The 14336-nt window shown below is 46.5% G+C and carries 12 protein-coding genes and 1 riboswitch; of the genes, 2 read left to right on the top strand and 10 right to left on the bottom strand.

Going from position 1 to position 14336, the window contains the following annotated elements; genetic code table 11:
• Window positions 1-12: 12 nt before the first annotated feature.
• Window positions 13-1272 (top strand): YeiH family protein, encoded by a 1260-nt coding sequence (locus OI18_RS22860; protein ID WP_039144464.1) that lies wholly within the window; start codon window positions 13-15, stop codon window positions 1270-1272.
• On the opposite strand, the gene OI18_RS22855 is transcribed toward OI18_RS22860, so the two are convergent.
• The 4 genes from OI18_RS22855 to OI18_RS22840 all read right to left on the bottom strand — a co-directional run bounded on the left by OI18_RS22855 (window position 1265) and on the right by OI18_RS22840 (window position 5467).
• The gene (locus OI18_RS22855; RefSeq protein WP_039144461.1) at window positions 1265-2521 is read right to left on the bottom strand and encodes a homoserine dehydrogenase; all 1257 of its coding nucleotides are present in this window, start codon (window positions 2519-2521) and stop codon (window positions 1265-1267) included. The two genes, OI18_RS22860 and OI18_RS22855, sit on opposite strands and share 8 nt — an antisense overlap.
• A 23-nt stretch (window positions 2522-2544) precedes the next feature.
• Entirely contained in the window at window positions 2545-3744 is a 1200-nt protein-coding gene (locus OI18_RS22850) for a trans-sulfuration enzyme family protein (RefSeq protein WP_039144459.1), read from the bottom strand.
• Between the two features lie 155 nt (window positions 3745-3899).
• A riboswitch (SAM riboswitch) is annotated at window positions 3900-4019 on the bottom strand.
• A 68-nt stretch (window positions 4020-4087) separates the two neighbouring features.
• The gene (locus tag OI18_RS22845; protein ID WP_039144456.1) at window positions 4088-4756 is read right to left on the bottom strand and encodes an outer membrane beta-barrel protein; all 669 of its coding nucleotides are present in this window, start codon (window positions 4754-4756) and stop codon (window positions 4088-4090) included.
• A gap of 36 nt (window positions 4757-4792) precedes the next feature.
• Window positions 4793-5467, bottom strand: a complete 675-nt coding sequence (locus tag OI18_RS22840; RefSeq protein ID WP_039144454.1) for a YiaD family glycine zipper/OmpA-like lipoprotein — start codon at window positions 5465-5467, stop codon at window positions 4793-4795.
• 128 nt (window positions 5468-5595) lie between these two features.
• On the opposite strand from OI18_RS22840, the gene uvrA reads away from it, so the two are divergent.
• A complete protein-coding gene (gene uvrA, locus OI18_RS22835; RefSeq protein WP_039144452.1) occupies window positions 5596-8469 on the top strand; it encodes an excinuclease ABC subunit UvrA in 2874 nt (957 codons plus the stop codon).
• A 135-nt stretch (window positions 8470-8604) separates the two neighbouring features.
• Here uvrA and OI18_RS22830 read toward each other — a convergent pair whose 3' ends face one another.
• The 6 genes from OI18_RS22830 to aspS all read right to left on the bottom strand — a co-directional run bounded on the left by OI18_RS22830 (window position 8605) and on the right by aspS (window position 14258).
• Window positions 8605-8997 (bottom strand): hypothetical protein, encoded by a 393-nt coding sequence (locus OI18_RS22830; RefSeq protein WP_039144451.1) that lies wholly within the window; start codon window positions 8995-8997, stop codon window positions 8605-8607.
• 57 nt (window positions 8998-9054) lie between these two features.
• Entirely contained in the window at window positions 9055-10026 is a 972-nt protein-coding gene (locus OI18_RS24090) for a hypothetical protein (RefSeq protein WP_152616946.1), read from the bottom strand.
• 117 nt (window positions 10027-10143) lie between these two features.
• Window positions 10144-10596 carry a GNAT family N-acetyltransferase gene (locus OI18_RS22820; RefSeq protein WP_039144449.1) on the bottom strand — a complete coding sequence of 151 codons (453 nt, stop codon included), beginning with the start codon at window positions 10594-10596 and terminating at the stop codon, window positions 10144-10146.
• Between the two features lie 27 nt (window positions 10597-10623).
• Window positions 10624-11886 carry a replication-associated recombination protein A gene (locus OI18_RS22815; RefSeq protein WP_039144446.1) on the bottom strand — a complete coding sequence of 421 codons (1263 nt, stop codon included), beginning with the start codon at window positions 11884-11886 and terminating at the stop codon, window positions 10624-10626.
• A gap of 34 nt (window positions 11887-11920) precedes the next feature.
• Window positions 11921-12421, bottom strand: a complete 501-nt coding sequence (locus OI18_RS22810; RefSeq protein ID WP_039144443.1) for a hypothetical protein — start codon at window positions 12419-12421, stop codon at window positions 11921-11923.
• A 7-nt stretch (window positions 12422-12428) separates the two neighbouring features.
• On the bottom strand, window positions 12429-14258 hold the full coding sequence (gene aspS / locus OI18_RS22805; RefSeq protein WP_039144441.1) for an aspartate--tRNA ligase: 1830 nt from the start codon (window positions 14256-14258) through the stop codon (window positions 12429-12431).
• Window positions 14259-14336 lie beyond the last annotated feature (78 nt).

Raw genomic sequence — 14336 nt, 5'->3', positions numbered from 1 at the left:
GATCCGTAAAACATGGCAGCAGAAAATAAAATGCCCCTAGTTACCGAAGATTGGACAGCAGTGATTCTTGGTTTCCTGATCATTTTTGTAACTGTCGCCGGTTTGCATATCGTGTTTCCTGCATTCAGTTGGAGTGACAGCTCAGTGCTGGCGGGAAAAATATTCAGCGGCGACAATCTTACAAATATTCTCCTGCTCCTTGCAGGGATAATGATTGTTGCAGCATTGGGTGCGCTGTTACTGAAGCGATCGTTGAAAGCATTCCTGCTGACCTTCCCGGTTGTGTTCCTGATATCAATGATTGCCCTCCTTTTCGCGGGAAACAGTCAGGTGCGTTCACTTAATCTTGAAGCAGTGATTTTCAGTCTCGCACTTGGCCTCCTTATCAGCAACCTGTTCAGACTGCCGGACTGGTTCAGGCAGGCCTTGTCAACAGAACTTTATGTCAAGATTGGCCTTGTGCTGCTGGGTACCAGTGTGATCTTTTCAGATATTCTGAAGGCGGGGTCTTTCGGACTACTGCAGGCGTTGATTGTCGTTGTGTCTGTCTGGTATTTCGCCTACTGGGTTTGTAAAAAATTGAAGGTTGACGAGGAGCTGCGCATCATGATTGCGAGTGCCGTTTCCATCTGCGGAGTTTCTGCTGCCATTGCAACAGCCGGGGCTATTAAGGGCGATACAAAAAAACTTTCCTACGTCATTTCACTGGTTCTTGTTACTGCTATTCCGATGATGATAGGCATGCCTTACCTGGCAAAGCTTATGCATCTTCCTGAAGCAGTTACAGGGGCATGGCTAGGTGGCAGCATCGATACTACCGGAGCTGTCGTTGCATCTGGAACACTTGTGGGAGAAGAGGCGCTCAAAATCAGCACGATCGTGAAGTTCGCACAGAATGTACTGCTGGGCATTGCTGCGTTTGCCATTTCAGTATACTGGACCTATACCAATAACCAGGAGGCACTTGGTCAAAATGGGAAGCCAACACTTGGGGTCATCTGGGAGCGGTTCCCAAAATTCGTAATCGGTTTTCTCGCTGCATCACTTCTGTTTTCCTTTGGCCTGGAAAAGCAGACAATCGACCTGGTGAAAGAGCCCCTCAAACATGTACAAACTCTTTGGTTCGTGCTCGCGTTCACCAGCATCGGCCTGGAAACAAGGTTTGCTGATCTTTTTCACCACGACAACAGGAAACCGCTGTACGGTTTCCTTATTGCGCAGGGATTTAATATTATTGTTACGCTGATCGTTGCTGCGGTGCTGTTCAGATAATACCGGCAAGTTCAAGACTCTTTTTCTTCAGCTGTTTGATCGCGATATCCTCAATGACAGGATCAGGCGTGAGTATTAAAGAGGTTGCGTTTGTCTTCCACCAGTCTGATTGCAACAGTTCGTTAACGGGCAGTACACCAACGAGATACTTTCTTTCTTCGCGGGCGTGCCATTCTTCGATCCATTCGAATTTTTCACGCGGAATGTGTTTCCAGTCGGTAAAGCTTACGTAAACCCTCAGGTAATAATCGTTGGTGAGCTTGTTGGGCTGGTGGTGGTATAGTTTCTTGTATTCATATTTGTAATCGTATCGCAATGCTGAAAGATCACTCAATACCGCAGACGCAGTTGGGAAACTTCCTGCGCCCTTGCCATAGAAGAATTGTTTGTCTGAAAAGCCGCTTTCGATAACCACTCCATTGTATTCATGCTTCACGAATGCGAGGTGGTCGTCCTGGGGAACAAATTGCGGGATAACAAAACTAGCAACCTGGCCATTATGAAGTTTTTGTGCCTGTGCAACGAGCTTGATCTGTTGTCCTTTTTCAGCTGCAACCCGGGCATCCATGGAATGGATATTCTGGATGCCGGTGAACAGCAGGTTGTTCGGGTGCTCGATTATGCCATACGCATGCGTCAACAGGAAGGCCCACTTGTTCACAGCATCATAACCCTCAACGTCAAGACTCGGGTCAGACTCTGCAAAGCCTAGTTGCTGTGCAAGCAGCAGGGCCTGCTGAAAGTCGAGTTTGTCTTCGAATATCTTAGTCAGGATGAAGTTTGTTGATCCGTTTACAATTGCTTTAATCCCGTGAAGGAGATCATTATCATAGTATTCTTCAAGGTTACGGATTACCGGGATGGACGCGCACGCGGCAGATTCATAAAGGAAGCTCTGCCCGGTTACTTCCTGCAGCTGGAGGAGTTCCGGCAGGTGCTCGGCAATCATCTTCTTGCTCGCACTGACTACCGACTTGCCATTCTTAAGAGCGGTTGATACGATTTCAAAAGCCGGCCCGGCTTCGTTAATCACTTCAACGATCACATTGATATCCGGATCATTCAGCAGTTCGTCTCTTTCCGTCGTAAAAAGCGACACGGGCGCATTTCTTTTCTTCGCAGGATCTTTGATGCAGACTTTTTTGATGGAAGCACTCAGGGAAGGGGTTTGTTGTAATACTTTGTACAATCCTTCACCTACTACTCCAAATCCGAATAACCCAATGGTTAGTTGCTTGTGATAACTCATCGTTCGTTTGTTTGCTTGCTTTATTAACAGTTTTCGGGAACAGCTTGTTTTCGCTTTTCCCCGGTCTTTTGAATTGTGGCTCCGGTTATTGCCAGGGCAGTTTCAATATCGCTGATCAGGTCGCGCGCATCTTCCAGTCCCACACTTAATCGGATGAGGCTGTCTGTTACGCCCGCCTTCTTTCTTACTTCTGCATCTATACTCTTATGTGTCATGCTGGCAGGGTGGCTTACCAGGCTCTTCACGCCTCCGAGACTTTCTGCCAGGTGAAACAGGCGTGTATTGGTCACGAAACTTGTTGCTGCCTCTTCTGTATCAGTTTTAAGACTGAAAGACACGATGCCGCCAAAGTCCTTTTGTTGTTTCCGTGCAGTTTCATAGTTCGGGTGATCCGGGAGGCCAGGATAGTAAACTTTGTCCACCAGCGGATGTGCTGTGAGGTAGCGGGCAAGAAGGTCTGCGTTACGGCAATGTTGCGTAATTCTAAGATGCAGGGTTTCAAGGCCGCGGATCAGCAGGAAGCTGTCGAACGGTCCCAGCACAGCACCGCAGGCGTTCTGGTAGAATTTTATTTGTGCTCCCAAGTCTTCGTCTTTGGTGATCACCAGTCCTGCGATCACATCACTGTGCCCGCCGATATACTTTGTTGCGCTGTGTACAACGATATCTGCGCCTGCAAGTAATGGTTGCTGGAGGACAGGGGAAGCAAATGTATTGTCAACACACAGCAGGATCCGGTAGCGGTTTGCTATTGCTGCAATGGCTTCGATGTCAGAAATCTTGAGAGTTGGATTTGTTGGACTTTCAATCCAGATCAGTTTTGTTTTGGATGTGATTGCGCGGTTGATGGCACCCAGGTCTGTAGTGTCGACATAAGTTACCCTGATCCCAAACTTTTTGTATACTTTTTCAAACAGTCGGTACGCGCCTCCGTAAATGTCGTCCACGGCGATGATCTCATCTCCTGATTCCAGCAACTTGATCACGGCATCGATAGCTGCTAGTCCGCTGGCAAAGGCTGCAGCAACTTTTCCTCCTTCGAGTTTGGCTACGATCTTTTCCAGCACCTGGCGGGTAGGGTTATTGGTCCTGCTGTAGTCGAAACCCTTGTTAACGCCTGGGGCGTCCTGCACGAAAGTGCTTGTCTGGTAAATAGGAACGGCGATTGCGCCGGTTTGTGCATCCACCGGGATGCTGTGCAATAATTGTGTTGTCGCTTGCATTGTTAAACAGTTTTTTGTTGTTGCAAAACAGGTTATCAGCGACACCACCTACCAAGTTCAGATCGAAAGAGCAGTGCTATAAAATAAAAAAGCTCTTCCGATAAATCATCAGAAGAGCTGTATGTAGAAGTTTTATTCTGCAGAAGCTTTCATCCGACTTATCTGTCCCGTAATCACGGGCTGGATTTGGCACCTTACTTCATATGCCCGGGGGCATACAAAACAGGTTGTCAAGGCTTCATCGGGCCATTTCCCTCTGCCTTTCTTGATAAGCGATGCTGTAAAGAACTGGCGCAAAGATATATGCGAACTGCCTGAATCTCCAAAAAATATTTTTTGGCAATCAGAAACGGTAGCCTACTGACAGGCCGAATCCGGTGTTTTTGAACTTCTGGTCATCAAATTCGGAGGGTGCATTATTCAGTTTTGTCGCATTGTTGGAAAGACCCAGCTGAGCATTCAGTTGCAGAACTACACCCATAGCCAGTTCGTAGCCCACTGTGAAGTTGGCTCCGAAATCTGTTCTTTTCAGGTAGGCTTTTTCTGAGGAGAATACGTCTTCAAAATTGACTTCGTTTTTAAATTCTACATCAACATCATCCTCGCCATCTTCTTTGATTTTACCGCCTACGCCAACGCCAACATAAGGGCCAACACCCAATATAAGCCTGCCCTCTCCCAGCACAGGTTTGTACATGAAGGAAACGGGTACCTCGATGTAGGAGAGATTAATGTCTCCGTTGTCGGTATTTTTCGCCTTAGCGCCTTTGGTACTGAATAGAAGTCCGGGTTGTAAATAAAACTCATCAGCAATCGGTATCTCAACATCTGCGCCGATGTGAAATCCCGTTTTGATTTTGTAATCGTAATCTGAACTGTAAGCCGTTACAGTTGCATTGGTAAAGTTTACTCCTACACGTGGTATGAAATGTATACCGGTTGTAGTTTGCTGCGCTTTGGCAGACATCAAAATGCCTGCAGCAGCGATCATAGTCAGAATTGTCCTTTTCATAAGTGTCGATTGAATTATTATTCTTGTAGCGCCGGCTTATTGCTGGCCTGCTTCTTTTTTGGCTTCTGCTTTCATTTTTTCGTTAGCAGTGATCAGGAATTCAACACGCCTGTTTTTTGCCATGTTAGCATCTGAATCATTAGGATATTTGGGAGCAGTTTCGCCGTAACCTTTAGGCTTGACGCGGTTTCCTGTCACTCCGTGGGAAGTAACATACTGTGAAACTGATTGCGCTCTTTTTTCTGAAAGCATCTGGTTGTATTCATCAGACCCTTTGCTATCAGTATGCCCCGCAACTTCGAGGTCGGTATCGGGGTATTTGTTCAATATCTTAACCAGTTTGTCCAGTTCTGTCTTGGATTCACTACTCAGGTCGAACCTGTCAAACCCGAAAAGGATTGCACTGTTGAACTCCACAACGATCCCTTCTTCCACACGTTCTACTTTGGCATCAGGGATTTCCTGTTCAATTTCCTTAGCCTGCTTATCCATATTTTTACCGATTAAGGTGCCGGCTGTTCCACCAACTACTGCTCCGATGATTGCACCAAGGCCTGCATTACCTGCAGCCTTACCGATAACGGCACCAACTGCTGCTCCGCCACCGGCCCCGATGACAGCGCCTTTTTGCGTTTTGTTCATTGATTTACAACCACTCAGCAGGGTAATTCCGGCTGCGATAACTAATAATGGTTTTGCGATCTTTTTCATTTTCCTGGTGTTTTTAGGTTATATCTGTCTGTATAGGCTACGCGCCGCAAATTTATATAATTGCCATCCTATAGGCAAAAACCATTCCTTTCTGTGCTTGTTGTATTTTTGCATATTCTGAAACTCAAATGAAGAAAAAGAAATCAGCCGGAAAATCCGAACAATACATTGAAACAATAGAAGTAGTAGGTGCGCGTGAACATAACCTGAAAAATATTGATATAACCATTCCCAAAAACAAGCTGGTTGTATTCACAGGCGTTAGTGGCAGTGGTAAGTCTTCACTTGCATTTGATACCATTTACAATGAAGGACAGCGCCGTTATATGGAAAGCTTCAGCGCTTATGCACGGCAGTTTGTGGGCGATATGGAAAGGCCTGATGTTGATAAGATCTCCGGACTTTCACCTGTGATTTCCATTGAACAAAAGACGACGAACAAAAACCCGCGGTCGACTGTTGGCACGATAACCGAAGTGTATGATTTTCTCCGGTTACTGTTTGCCCGCGCAGCGGATGCATTTAGCTACAATACGGGGAAACTGATGACAAAATTCTCCGAAGAAGAGATCGTTGAGAATATTTTTGAGCGTTATAGTGGAAAGAAGATAAGCTTGCTCGCACCGTTGGTACGAGGCCGGAAAGGTCATTACCGCGAGCTTTTTGAGGATATCCGTAAAAAAGGGTACGTCAAAGTTCGGGTCGATGGTGAAATAAAAGATCTTGTTCCGAAGATGCAGGTGGACCGCTACAAGATCCACGATATTGAGGTGGTAATTGACAGGATGCCGGTTACACCTGACATGAAAGTCCGGCTCAGCCAGAGTGTACAGAAGAGTATGCAGGCAGGCAAGGGGCTGATGTTTCTTTTACTGAATGATAATGACAAAGTGATTCAGTACAGCCGGCAGTTGATGTGCGAAGACACAGGAATCAGTTATGAAGAGCCCTCCCCGAACAGTTTTTCTTTCAACTCTCCTTATGGGGCATGTCCGAACTGTAAAGGTTTAGGCACCGTGTACCAGATCAGCATGGAGAAGATCATCCCAGACTGGGATCTCAGTATAAAAGAAGGAGCGATCGCTCCGCTCGGGGAAGAGAGGGATGCCTATTCATACCGCCAGGTGCAACAAGTGGCAAAGAAGTATAAAGTAGACCTGAAGAAACCCGTCAATGAACTTTCCGCTTCAGCATTGAACATGGTATTGTATGGTAATGAGGCAGGCAGTGATGATGATACCGTTGTAAATTTCGAAGATGGAGCCGTATCGGGACAGTTATATTCGGAAGAATTTGAAGGGGTTATCCCGCAGTTGAAAAGATGGTTTACTTCAGCTTCTTCCGAAGGCATCCGGGAGTGGGTGGAAGGATATATGGAACTCAGTACCTGCTCCACATGCAATGGTGCGAGGTTAAGGAAGGAAAGCCTGTGGTTCCGTGTTGACGGAAAAAATATTTCTGAGTTAAGTGAACTGAATCTTGATAAGCTGCTGGAATGGTTCACCGGGCTGGAAAGCCGCCTGTCTAACAAGCAAAAGCTGATTTCTAAAGACATCCTGAAAGAGATTCGCGAAAGGCTGCAGTTTCTGATTGATGTAGGGTTGACTTACCTGACACTTAACAGGTCATCCAAAACACTCAGCGGTGGAGAATCGCAGCGCATCCGGCTTGCAACACAGATCGGCTCGCAGTTGCAGGGAATCACCTATGTGCTTGATGAACCCAGTATCGGTTTGCATCAGCGCGATAATCACCGCCTCATTACCGCATTACAGAATCTCAGGAATATAGGAAACAGTGTACTGGTCGTAGAGCATGATAAGGATATTATGATGGCTGCTGATCACTTGGTAGATATTGGTCCGCGCGCGGGAAAGTTCGGGGGTAGCATCGTAGCGCAGGGAACACCGCAGGAAGTACTTGCTTCGGATTCTGAAACTGCAATGTATCTGAATGGCCAAAAGCGTATACCCGTTCCCGGTGAACGCAGGAAGGGGAGCGGAAAGACGCTTGAACTAAAAGGTGCTTCAGGGAACAATCTGAAGAATGTCAGTGTAAAGTTTCCTCTGGGTAAGCTGATCCTGGTGACAGGGGTAAGTGGCAGTGGGAAATCAACGCTTATAAACGAAACTCTTTATCCAATCCTGTCGCAACACTGTTATGATTCAAAAACAAAGCCTCTTCCATATAAATCGGTAAAGGGCCTGGAACACGTAGATAAAGTAATTGAGATCGATCAGTCACCAATCGGGCGTACCCCGAGAAGTAATCCTGCTACCTATTGCGGTTTCTTTACCGAGATCAGGCAGTTGTTTGCAGCGGTTCCGGAAGCAAAGATCCGTGGATATGCTGCAGGCAGATTTTCCTTTAATGTGAAAGGAGGCAGGTGTGATCTCTGTGAAGGTGGTGGAATGCGGGTGATTGAAATGAATTTCCTTCCTGATGTGTATGTTCATTGTGAAAAATGCAATGGCAAACGATACAATCGTGAAACGCTTGAAATCAGGTATAAAGGGAAGTCAATCAGTGATGTGCTGGATATGACCGTTGATGATGCAGTAGAATTTTTCCAGGCAGTGCCGTACCTCCACAGGAAAATAAAAGTGCTTCAGGAGGTTGGGCTGGGGTACATCACGCTTGGCCAGTCGGCAGTAACACTCAGCGGTGGAGAAGCACAAAGGGTGAAGCTCGCTACTGAATTATCCAAGAAAGATACCGGCAAAACATTTTATATCCTCGATGAGCCAACTACAGGCCTTCATTTCCAGGATATTCAACACCTGCTTGATGTGATAAACAAATTGGTCGACCGTGGTAATTCCGTACTGGTGATCGAACATAATCTAGATGTAATCAAAGTAGCTGATCATATCATCGATATCGGGCCGGAAGGAGGGGATGGCGGTGGCTGCGTCCTGTTCGAAGGAACGCCTGAAAATATGATTGCGGTTAAAGAAAGCCATACCGCAAGGTTTGTGAAAGAAGAATTGAGATCCCAATAAGCGATGGCAGGGAGTGATTAATAAAATCGTTTCATAAAGGGTACTATAGATAGGGAACGGATCAGGTTTTCTTTCAAACCGGATATTGAGATTTTACCAATTTCCCTGCCGCTTATTGGTTAGAACTTAAAGAACTTATATGACGGTTATGGTGCCGCTTTCAACGTGCTCGTCGTCCATCAGGACTTCATAAAAATAAATACCTTTTTCAGGTTTGATTACAACAGTGGTTTCCCTGTTCCGGACCTTGCTTTGTTTGATCAGTCTGCCTTCCTTACGGAACAGCAGGAGCTTGTAGACCCTGTTATTTTCGCCGCTGGCAGAAAAGAACAGTACTTTCTGGGAGGTGTTTGTGTAAATGTTTACCTGATGTTTGTTGTTGTTATTGTTATTAATTGTTTTCTGAATAATGATGCTGTCTTGTTTTTCAGTACCTGCTGCCTGGAGGGCATTTTGCTGTTTCGGTAACAAAATGCCTGAAATCGCAACAATAGTCGCGATCAGGCGCAGGCCGATGGCGCGCTTCATGTGATTCGGATTTCGGGTTTAAGGAAAAAAGGGTACGGATCATCCGAAATACAGGGTTTAGAAGCGTAATGTGGGGCATTGTAATGAACGGTAATTGTAACCGTCATCACGGCGACCAAGTCTGAAATTTAGTTTTATTCCAACTGAATAGTAAGCATCCATATTGTCAGGAGTTCCGCGCTTATCACCGGGGCCAAACGCTGCACTTGCACCACTGGTCTGGTCTGTCTTGTTTGCCATCCTTCGCGCAAGTCTTGCTTTCTGGGATCCTACTCCATAATATTTATCGAACAGGTCTGGATCAATATACTGCGTACTAACGTCATCAATATAGTCAGTGAATGTTTTTCTGTGCACTATCTCCAATCCAACACTTGTGTTTTCAGACACAAAGTATTTTACACCAAGTCCCATTGGAATATTCATCTGCGTAAGCTTGTAAGGTTTGCGGTCCGGGTATTCCGCAAAACCCTGTCCCTCAGTGTTCAATGGTTTCAGCGGTACCCATTCTCCTGTAGAAGGATCAGATCCAAGCGGGTTGTAATGGAATACACCCACACCTATGAGACCGTAGGGACGGATCTTATGCCATACATCTTCCGGGTCATATTCAAAGAATACAGTAGGATATACTTCCGCCACCAGGAAGGCTTCAGCCAGTTTCGATTTGAAATCTGAGTTGCGGAACTTCCGTGCTTCCTCGTATCCGCCCTTGCCTTTGATGATCTTGTCATCACCTGCGAGCGTACCATAGTTTACTGCAAGCCTTAGTGCAAAATATTGTGCAGGTATTGCCGTAATGTGCGCACCTACAATAAGTTTTGTTTTGGAAAAGTTGTTATCCTTCAGGAATCCCCTTCCGATTCCCGGTGTTCCGCCAAGGTCACCCAGGAAATTAGATGGCCCTATGGTAATACCAGCTTCGAGTTCATTAAATAGACCAATCTGGCTGTAGGAGGATTGTGTAAATGTAAGCGCCAGCAATGGGATGGCACATTTACGCATAAGATAGGATAATCGCTGTTTCATGAATATCAGATTTCGTTTTCTAACGGTTACATGGATAATGGGATAAACGCCCAATAGGAATACTCTCGTATAATAATTGGGAAGTTTTTTTTAACCGAGTAAAACTACCTGATACAATTACGAAGGCTGGTATAGCATCTCTACGTGTTTGATTCCGTCTTCGAGATACACGTCGCCGTCGGTGTGGAAACCGAGTGACTGGTAGAATTTTTCCAGGTATAGTTGTGCTCCGATGCGAATGTTATTTTTTCCAAAAAGTTCGTGCGCAGCTTTGATCGATTCGAGCATAAGTTCACGCCCAATTCCCTTTCCACGCAACTGTGGAGAACTTACCACACGCCCGATAGACATCTCCGCATAGGCCATTCCGGGAGGAACAAGCCGGGTTGAGGCTGCCAGCAGGTCACCGTCCCATCCCAGCAGGTGCCAGCACTGCTGGTCTTTGTTATCCATATCAAGGAAAACGCAGTTCTGCTCAACCACAAATACTTCGCTTCTGAGGCGTAGCAACTGGTACAGTTCAAAAGGAGTTAGCTCATCAAATCTTTTTAATATCCAGTTCAGGTTCATTGTCTTCTGTTTTTTTGGCGGTCCGGATCAGTAACCATACTTCTCTTTCCAGCGTTGTTGCAGGAATTTACGGAGTTCCTCTTCCCGCACATTCTTTCCAGGCTTGTAAAAACTGCGGCCTTTTATTGCCTCAGGCAGGTATTCCTGCGAGGCAAAATTGAGATCATAATCGTGCGCATACTGGTAATCCTTGCCGTAGCCCAGGTTTTTCATCAGGTTTGTAGGTGCATTGCGGATATGCAGCGGTACCGGCAGATCTCCTGTCTGCTGCACTAAGGCCAGCGCCTCATCTATCGCCAGGTAACTCGAATTGCTTTTTGGTGAAGTCGCAAGATAGATTGCACATTGTGAGAGGATGATCCTTGATTCCGGGTTGCCTATCTTGTTGACAGCGTCAAATGCAGCATTTGCCAGTAATAATGCATTGGGATTAGCATTGCCGATATCTTCACTGGCCAGGATCACCAGTCTCCGTGCGATGAACTTAATATCTTCCCCGCCTGCGATCATTCGGGCGAGCCAATATACTGCGGCATTCGGGTCGCTTCCGCGAATTGATTTGATGAAGGCGGAGATGATATCGTAGTGTTGCTCACCCTGCTTGTCGTACATGGCGAGTTTCTGTTGCGCGACCGCCATTACCAGTTCATCTTCGATAAGTACCGCTTCCTCTTGTGATACAGATTGTACTACCAGTTCAAGAAGGTTAAGCAGTTTTCGTGCGTCACCGCCGGAAAGACGTACCAGGGCTTCAGTTTCCTTCAACTGAATTTTAAATTGGCTGAGCCATTCATCTGTATCTATTGCCTGTTGTGCCAGCTGAATGAGTTGGGGTGTGTCAAGGGATTTGAGAACATACACCTGGCACCTGCTTAGCAAGGCGCTGTTTACCTCGAAGGAAGGATTCTCAGTTGTAGCCCCGATCAGGGTAATTGTCCCTTTTTCTACAGCCCCAAGTAAAGCGTCCTGTTGCGACTTATTGAACCGGTGAATTTCATCAATGAACAGAATTGCCTTATCCTGCTTTTTTGCAATCTCGATTACTTCCCGAACATCTTTGACCCCCGCGGAAATGGCGCTTAATGTGTAAAAAGGACTATCAAGTGTATGTGCGATGATGTTGGCAATGGTCGTTTTGCCGACGCCCGGAGGACCCCACAGGATCATCGAAGGAACTTTCCCCTGGTCAATTGAAGTGCGTAAAATGCTGCCCTTTCCGGTCAGGTGTTCCTGTCCGACCAGTTCTTCCAATGATTTGGGGCGGAGACGTTCTGCAAGTGGAGCCGGCATAAAGCAAAAATAGGAATACTCTCCTTACTTATGCTTAATGTGCATGGAACGCATCCGCATGCGTCCTTAACAATCGGAACGTTATAATGATATGAGTCAGTAACAATACACTGTATACCAACAGGAATTTGAGGACAATATTCATGCTTCTACGCATGCTGTCTTCCATTCCTTCTACAGCTGCCTGTTGCATGCTGATTGCGTTTTCCAGGGCCGCTTCCATCAACTGTGGATTGGTCAGCACTGTGAAACTGGCGAATCCGAACAGGATGGAGAATGCGATGCTTCCATACCCATTAACTTTTATAAGGTCGCGCAATGAGGGTTTGCAGTACAGGTGAGCGTCAATTCCTCGTTTTAGAAAACGCCAGCTGCAATAGGTGTAGATGATTACACATGCTATGATAAAAACAAGGAATAATAAAGCCGGATTGGCCAGGGCAGCCATGATAGTGGCAAGCAGCGTGAAGCTCATCAGGCCGGCTACCGCAAACAACAGGTAGGTCAGTACCCTGTACAGGATCAGATTTTTCATGTTTTAGTTATTGGGTCGGTTGCAGCTGGATGCACAATTCTGTCAGTTGTTTTTCGTCTATGCTGCCAGGAGCATCCAACATCGTGTCCCTTCCACTGTTGTTTTTCGGGAATGCAATAAAATCGCGGATGCTTTCGCTTCCACCGAGGATTGCACAGAGACGGTCAAACCCAAAGGCAATGCCACCATGAGGCGGAGCGCCGTATTCGAACGCACCAAGGAGAAAGCCAAATTTGTGCAGGGCTTCTTCGCGACTCATTCCCAAGGCATCAAACATTTTTTCCTGAAGCTCGCGTTGATATATCCGGATGGATCCGCCACCTATCTCATTTCCATTCAGGACCATATCATAAGCATTTGCTTTAATGTTCGCGTATGGATGGCTGAGATACTCTGCCGGATTGTTGATTGTGGGATCGTTACCGATCATAACCGGAATATGATCCGGCTTTGGCGCGGTAAACGGATGGTGTCGGGCTACCCAGCGATTTTCATCCTCAGCATATTCAAACAGCGGAAAGTCGAGTACCCAGAGCAGTTTGAATTCATCCTTTCTGCGCAATCCAAGACGCTCGCCCATTTCCAGCCGCAGTTCGCTGGTAGCCTTCCTGGTCCTTTCTTCACGACCGGCAAGGATAAGTATGAGATCACCGACTTTTGCACCGCAGATGTCTGCAAGTGTTTTCAGGCTGGATTCATCAAAGAATTTATCTACGCTGCTTTTATAGGTGCCGTCGGTATTGCACCTGATATACACAAGCCCATTCATTCCAATTTGGGGACGCTTAACCCACTCCGTCAGTTCATCCGTCTGTTTGCGCGTGTACTCGCTGCAGCCGGGAACGGAAATGGCAAGAACGGTTTCTGCATCATTGAAAACCTTGAAGCCGCTATTTTCGAAGAGGGAAGTCGCAGCCGCATTACCGGTTTCGCCTTCGAAAACGGTTTTCAGATTTGCCACTTTCATCTCGAAACGGATATCAGGCTTGTCGTTTCCATAATGCAGCATGGCATCATTCCACGTCATCCGCTCTATCGTCTGGTTATAGTCGATGTTTTTTACATCAAGGAAAATCTGTTTGATCAGTCCCTCAAACATGTTGAGGATGTCTTCCTGAGCCACAAAACTCATTTCACAGTCAATCTGCGTGAACTCCGGCTGGCGGTCGGCCCGCAGGTCTTCATCACGGAAGCATTTTACGACCTGGTAATAACGGTCGTAACCGCTGACCATCAGGAGCTGCTTAAAAGTTTGCGGACTTTGCGGCAGGGCATAGAATTGGCCCGGGTTCATTCTTGAGGGTACTACAAAGTCACGGGCGCCTTCCGGCGTTGACTTGATCAGGAAGGGAGTTTCAATGTCCATGAAGTTGTTTTCATGGAGGTAATTACGTGCCGACCGGTTAACGGCATAACGTAACTGCAGATTACGTTTCACTGCATTCCTGCGAAGGTCAAGGTACCGGTATTTCATCCTCAGGTCGTCCCCCCCGTCTGTGTCATCCTGGATGGTGAAAGGTGGGGTAACGGCTTTATTTAATATTGCGAAGGTTTGAATTTCAATTTCGATGTCGCCCGTAAGCATGTTCGGGTTCTTATTAGTCCGCTCCACAACGGTTCCTGTTGCCTGTATAACATATTCCCTTCCAAGCGGTTGCTCGTCCAGCAGCGAAATCAAAGACTCCCCGAACAGCAATTGGGTGATGCCATAACGGTCCCGCAGGTCCACAAAAGTGATACTGCCGAATTTCCGGATGGTCTGTACCCAGCCGGCAAGTGTAACTACCTGGTTTACGTTTGTTGCTCTTAATTCTCCACAGGTATGCGTTCTATACATAGAGATTTATATTTTCGGTCTTCTCGAATGAGGGGCAAAGGTAATCTATAGCGGGTGTCCGGCAAATGGAAATGATGA

The sequence above is a fragment of the Flavihumibacter solisilvae genome (genome assembly GCF_000814475.1).
Classification (GTDB): domain Bacteria; phylum Bacteroidota; class Bacteroidia; order Chitinophagales; family Chitinophagaceae; genus Flavihumibacter; species Flavihumibacter solisilvae.
This window is presented reverse-complemented; position numbering and strand designations above follow the sequence as displayed.

Excerpts from the sequence above, each read along its gene's own strand:
- OI18_RS22860 (WP_039144464.1), top strand. The coding sequence starts at position 13 with ATGGCAGCAGAAAATAAAATGCCCCTAGTTACCGAAGATTGGACAGCA.
- OI18_RS22855 (WP_039144461.1), bottom strand. The coding sequence starts at position 2,521 with ATGAGTTATCACAAGCAACTAACCATTGGGTTATTCGGATTTGGAGTA.
- OI18_RS22850 (WP_039144459.1), bottom strand. The coding sequence starts at position 3,744 with ATGCAAGCGACAACACAATTATTGCACAGCATCCCGGTGGATGCACAA.
- OI18_RS22845 (WP_039144456.1), bottom strand. The coding sequence starts at position 4,756 with ATGAAAAGGACAATTCTGACTATGATCGCTGCTGCAGGCATTTTGATG.
- OI18_RS22840 (WP_039144454.1), bottom strand. The coding sequence starts at position 5,467 with ATGAAAAAGATCGCAAAACCATTATTAGTTATCGCAGCCGGAATTACC.
- uvrA (WP_039144452.1), top strand. The coding sequence starts at position 5,596 with ATGAAGAAAAAGAAATCAGCCGGAAAATCCGAACAATACATTGAAACA.
- OI18_RS22830 (WP_039144451.1), bottom strand. The coding sequence starts at position 8,997 with ATGAAGCGCGCCATCGGCCTGCGCCTGATCGCGACTATTGTTGCGATT.
- OI18_RS24090 (WP_152616946.1), bottom strand. The coding sequence starts at position 10,026 with ATGAAACAGCGATTATCCTATCTTATGCGTAAATGTGCCATCCCATTG.
- OI18_RS22820 (WP_039144449.1), bottom strand. The coding sequence starts at position 10,596 with ATGAACCTGAACTGGATATTAAAAAGATTTGATGAGCTAACTCCTTTT.
- OI18_RS22815 (WP_039144446.1), bottom strand. The coding sequence starts at position 11,886 with ATGCCGGCTCCACTTGCAGAACGTCTCCGCCCCAAATCATTGGAAGAA.
- OI18_RS22810 (WP_039144443.1), bottom strand. The coding sequence starts at position 12,421 with ATGAAAAATCTGATCCTGTACAGGGTACTGACCTACCTGTTGTTTGCG.
- aspS (WP_039144441.1), bottom strand. The coding sequence starts at position 14,258 with ATGTATAGAACGCATACCTGTGGAGAATTAAGAGCAACAAACGTAAAC.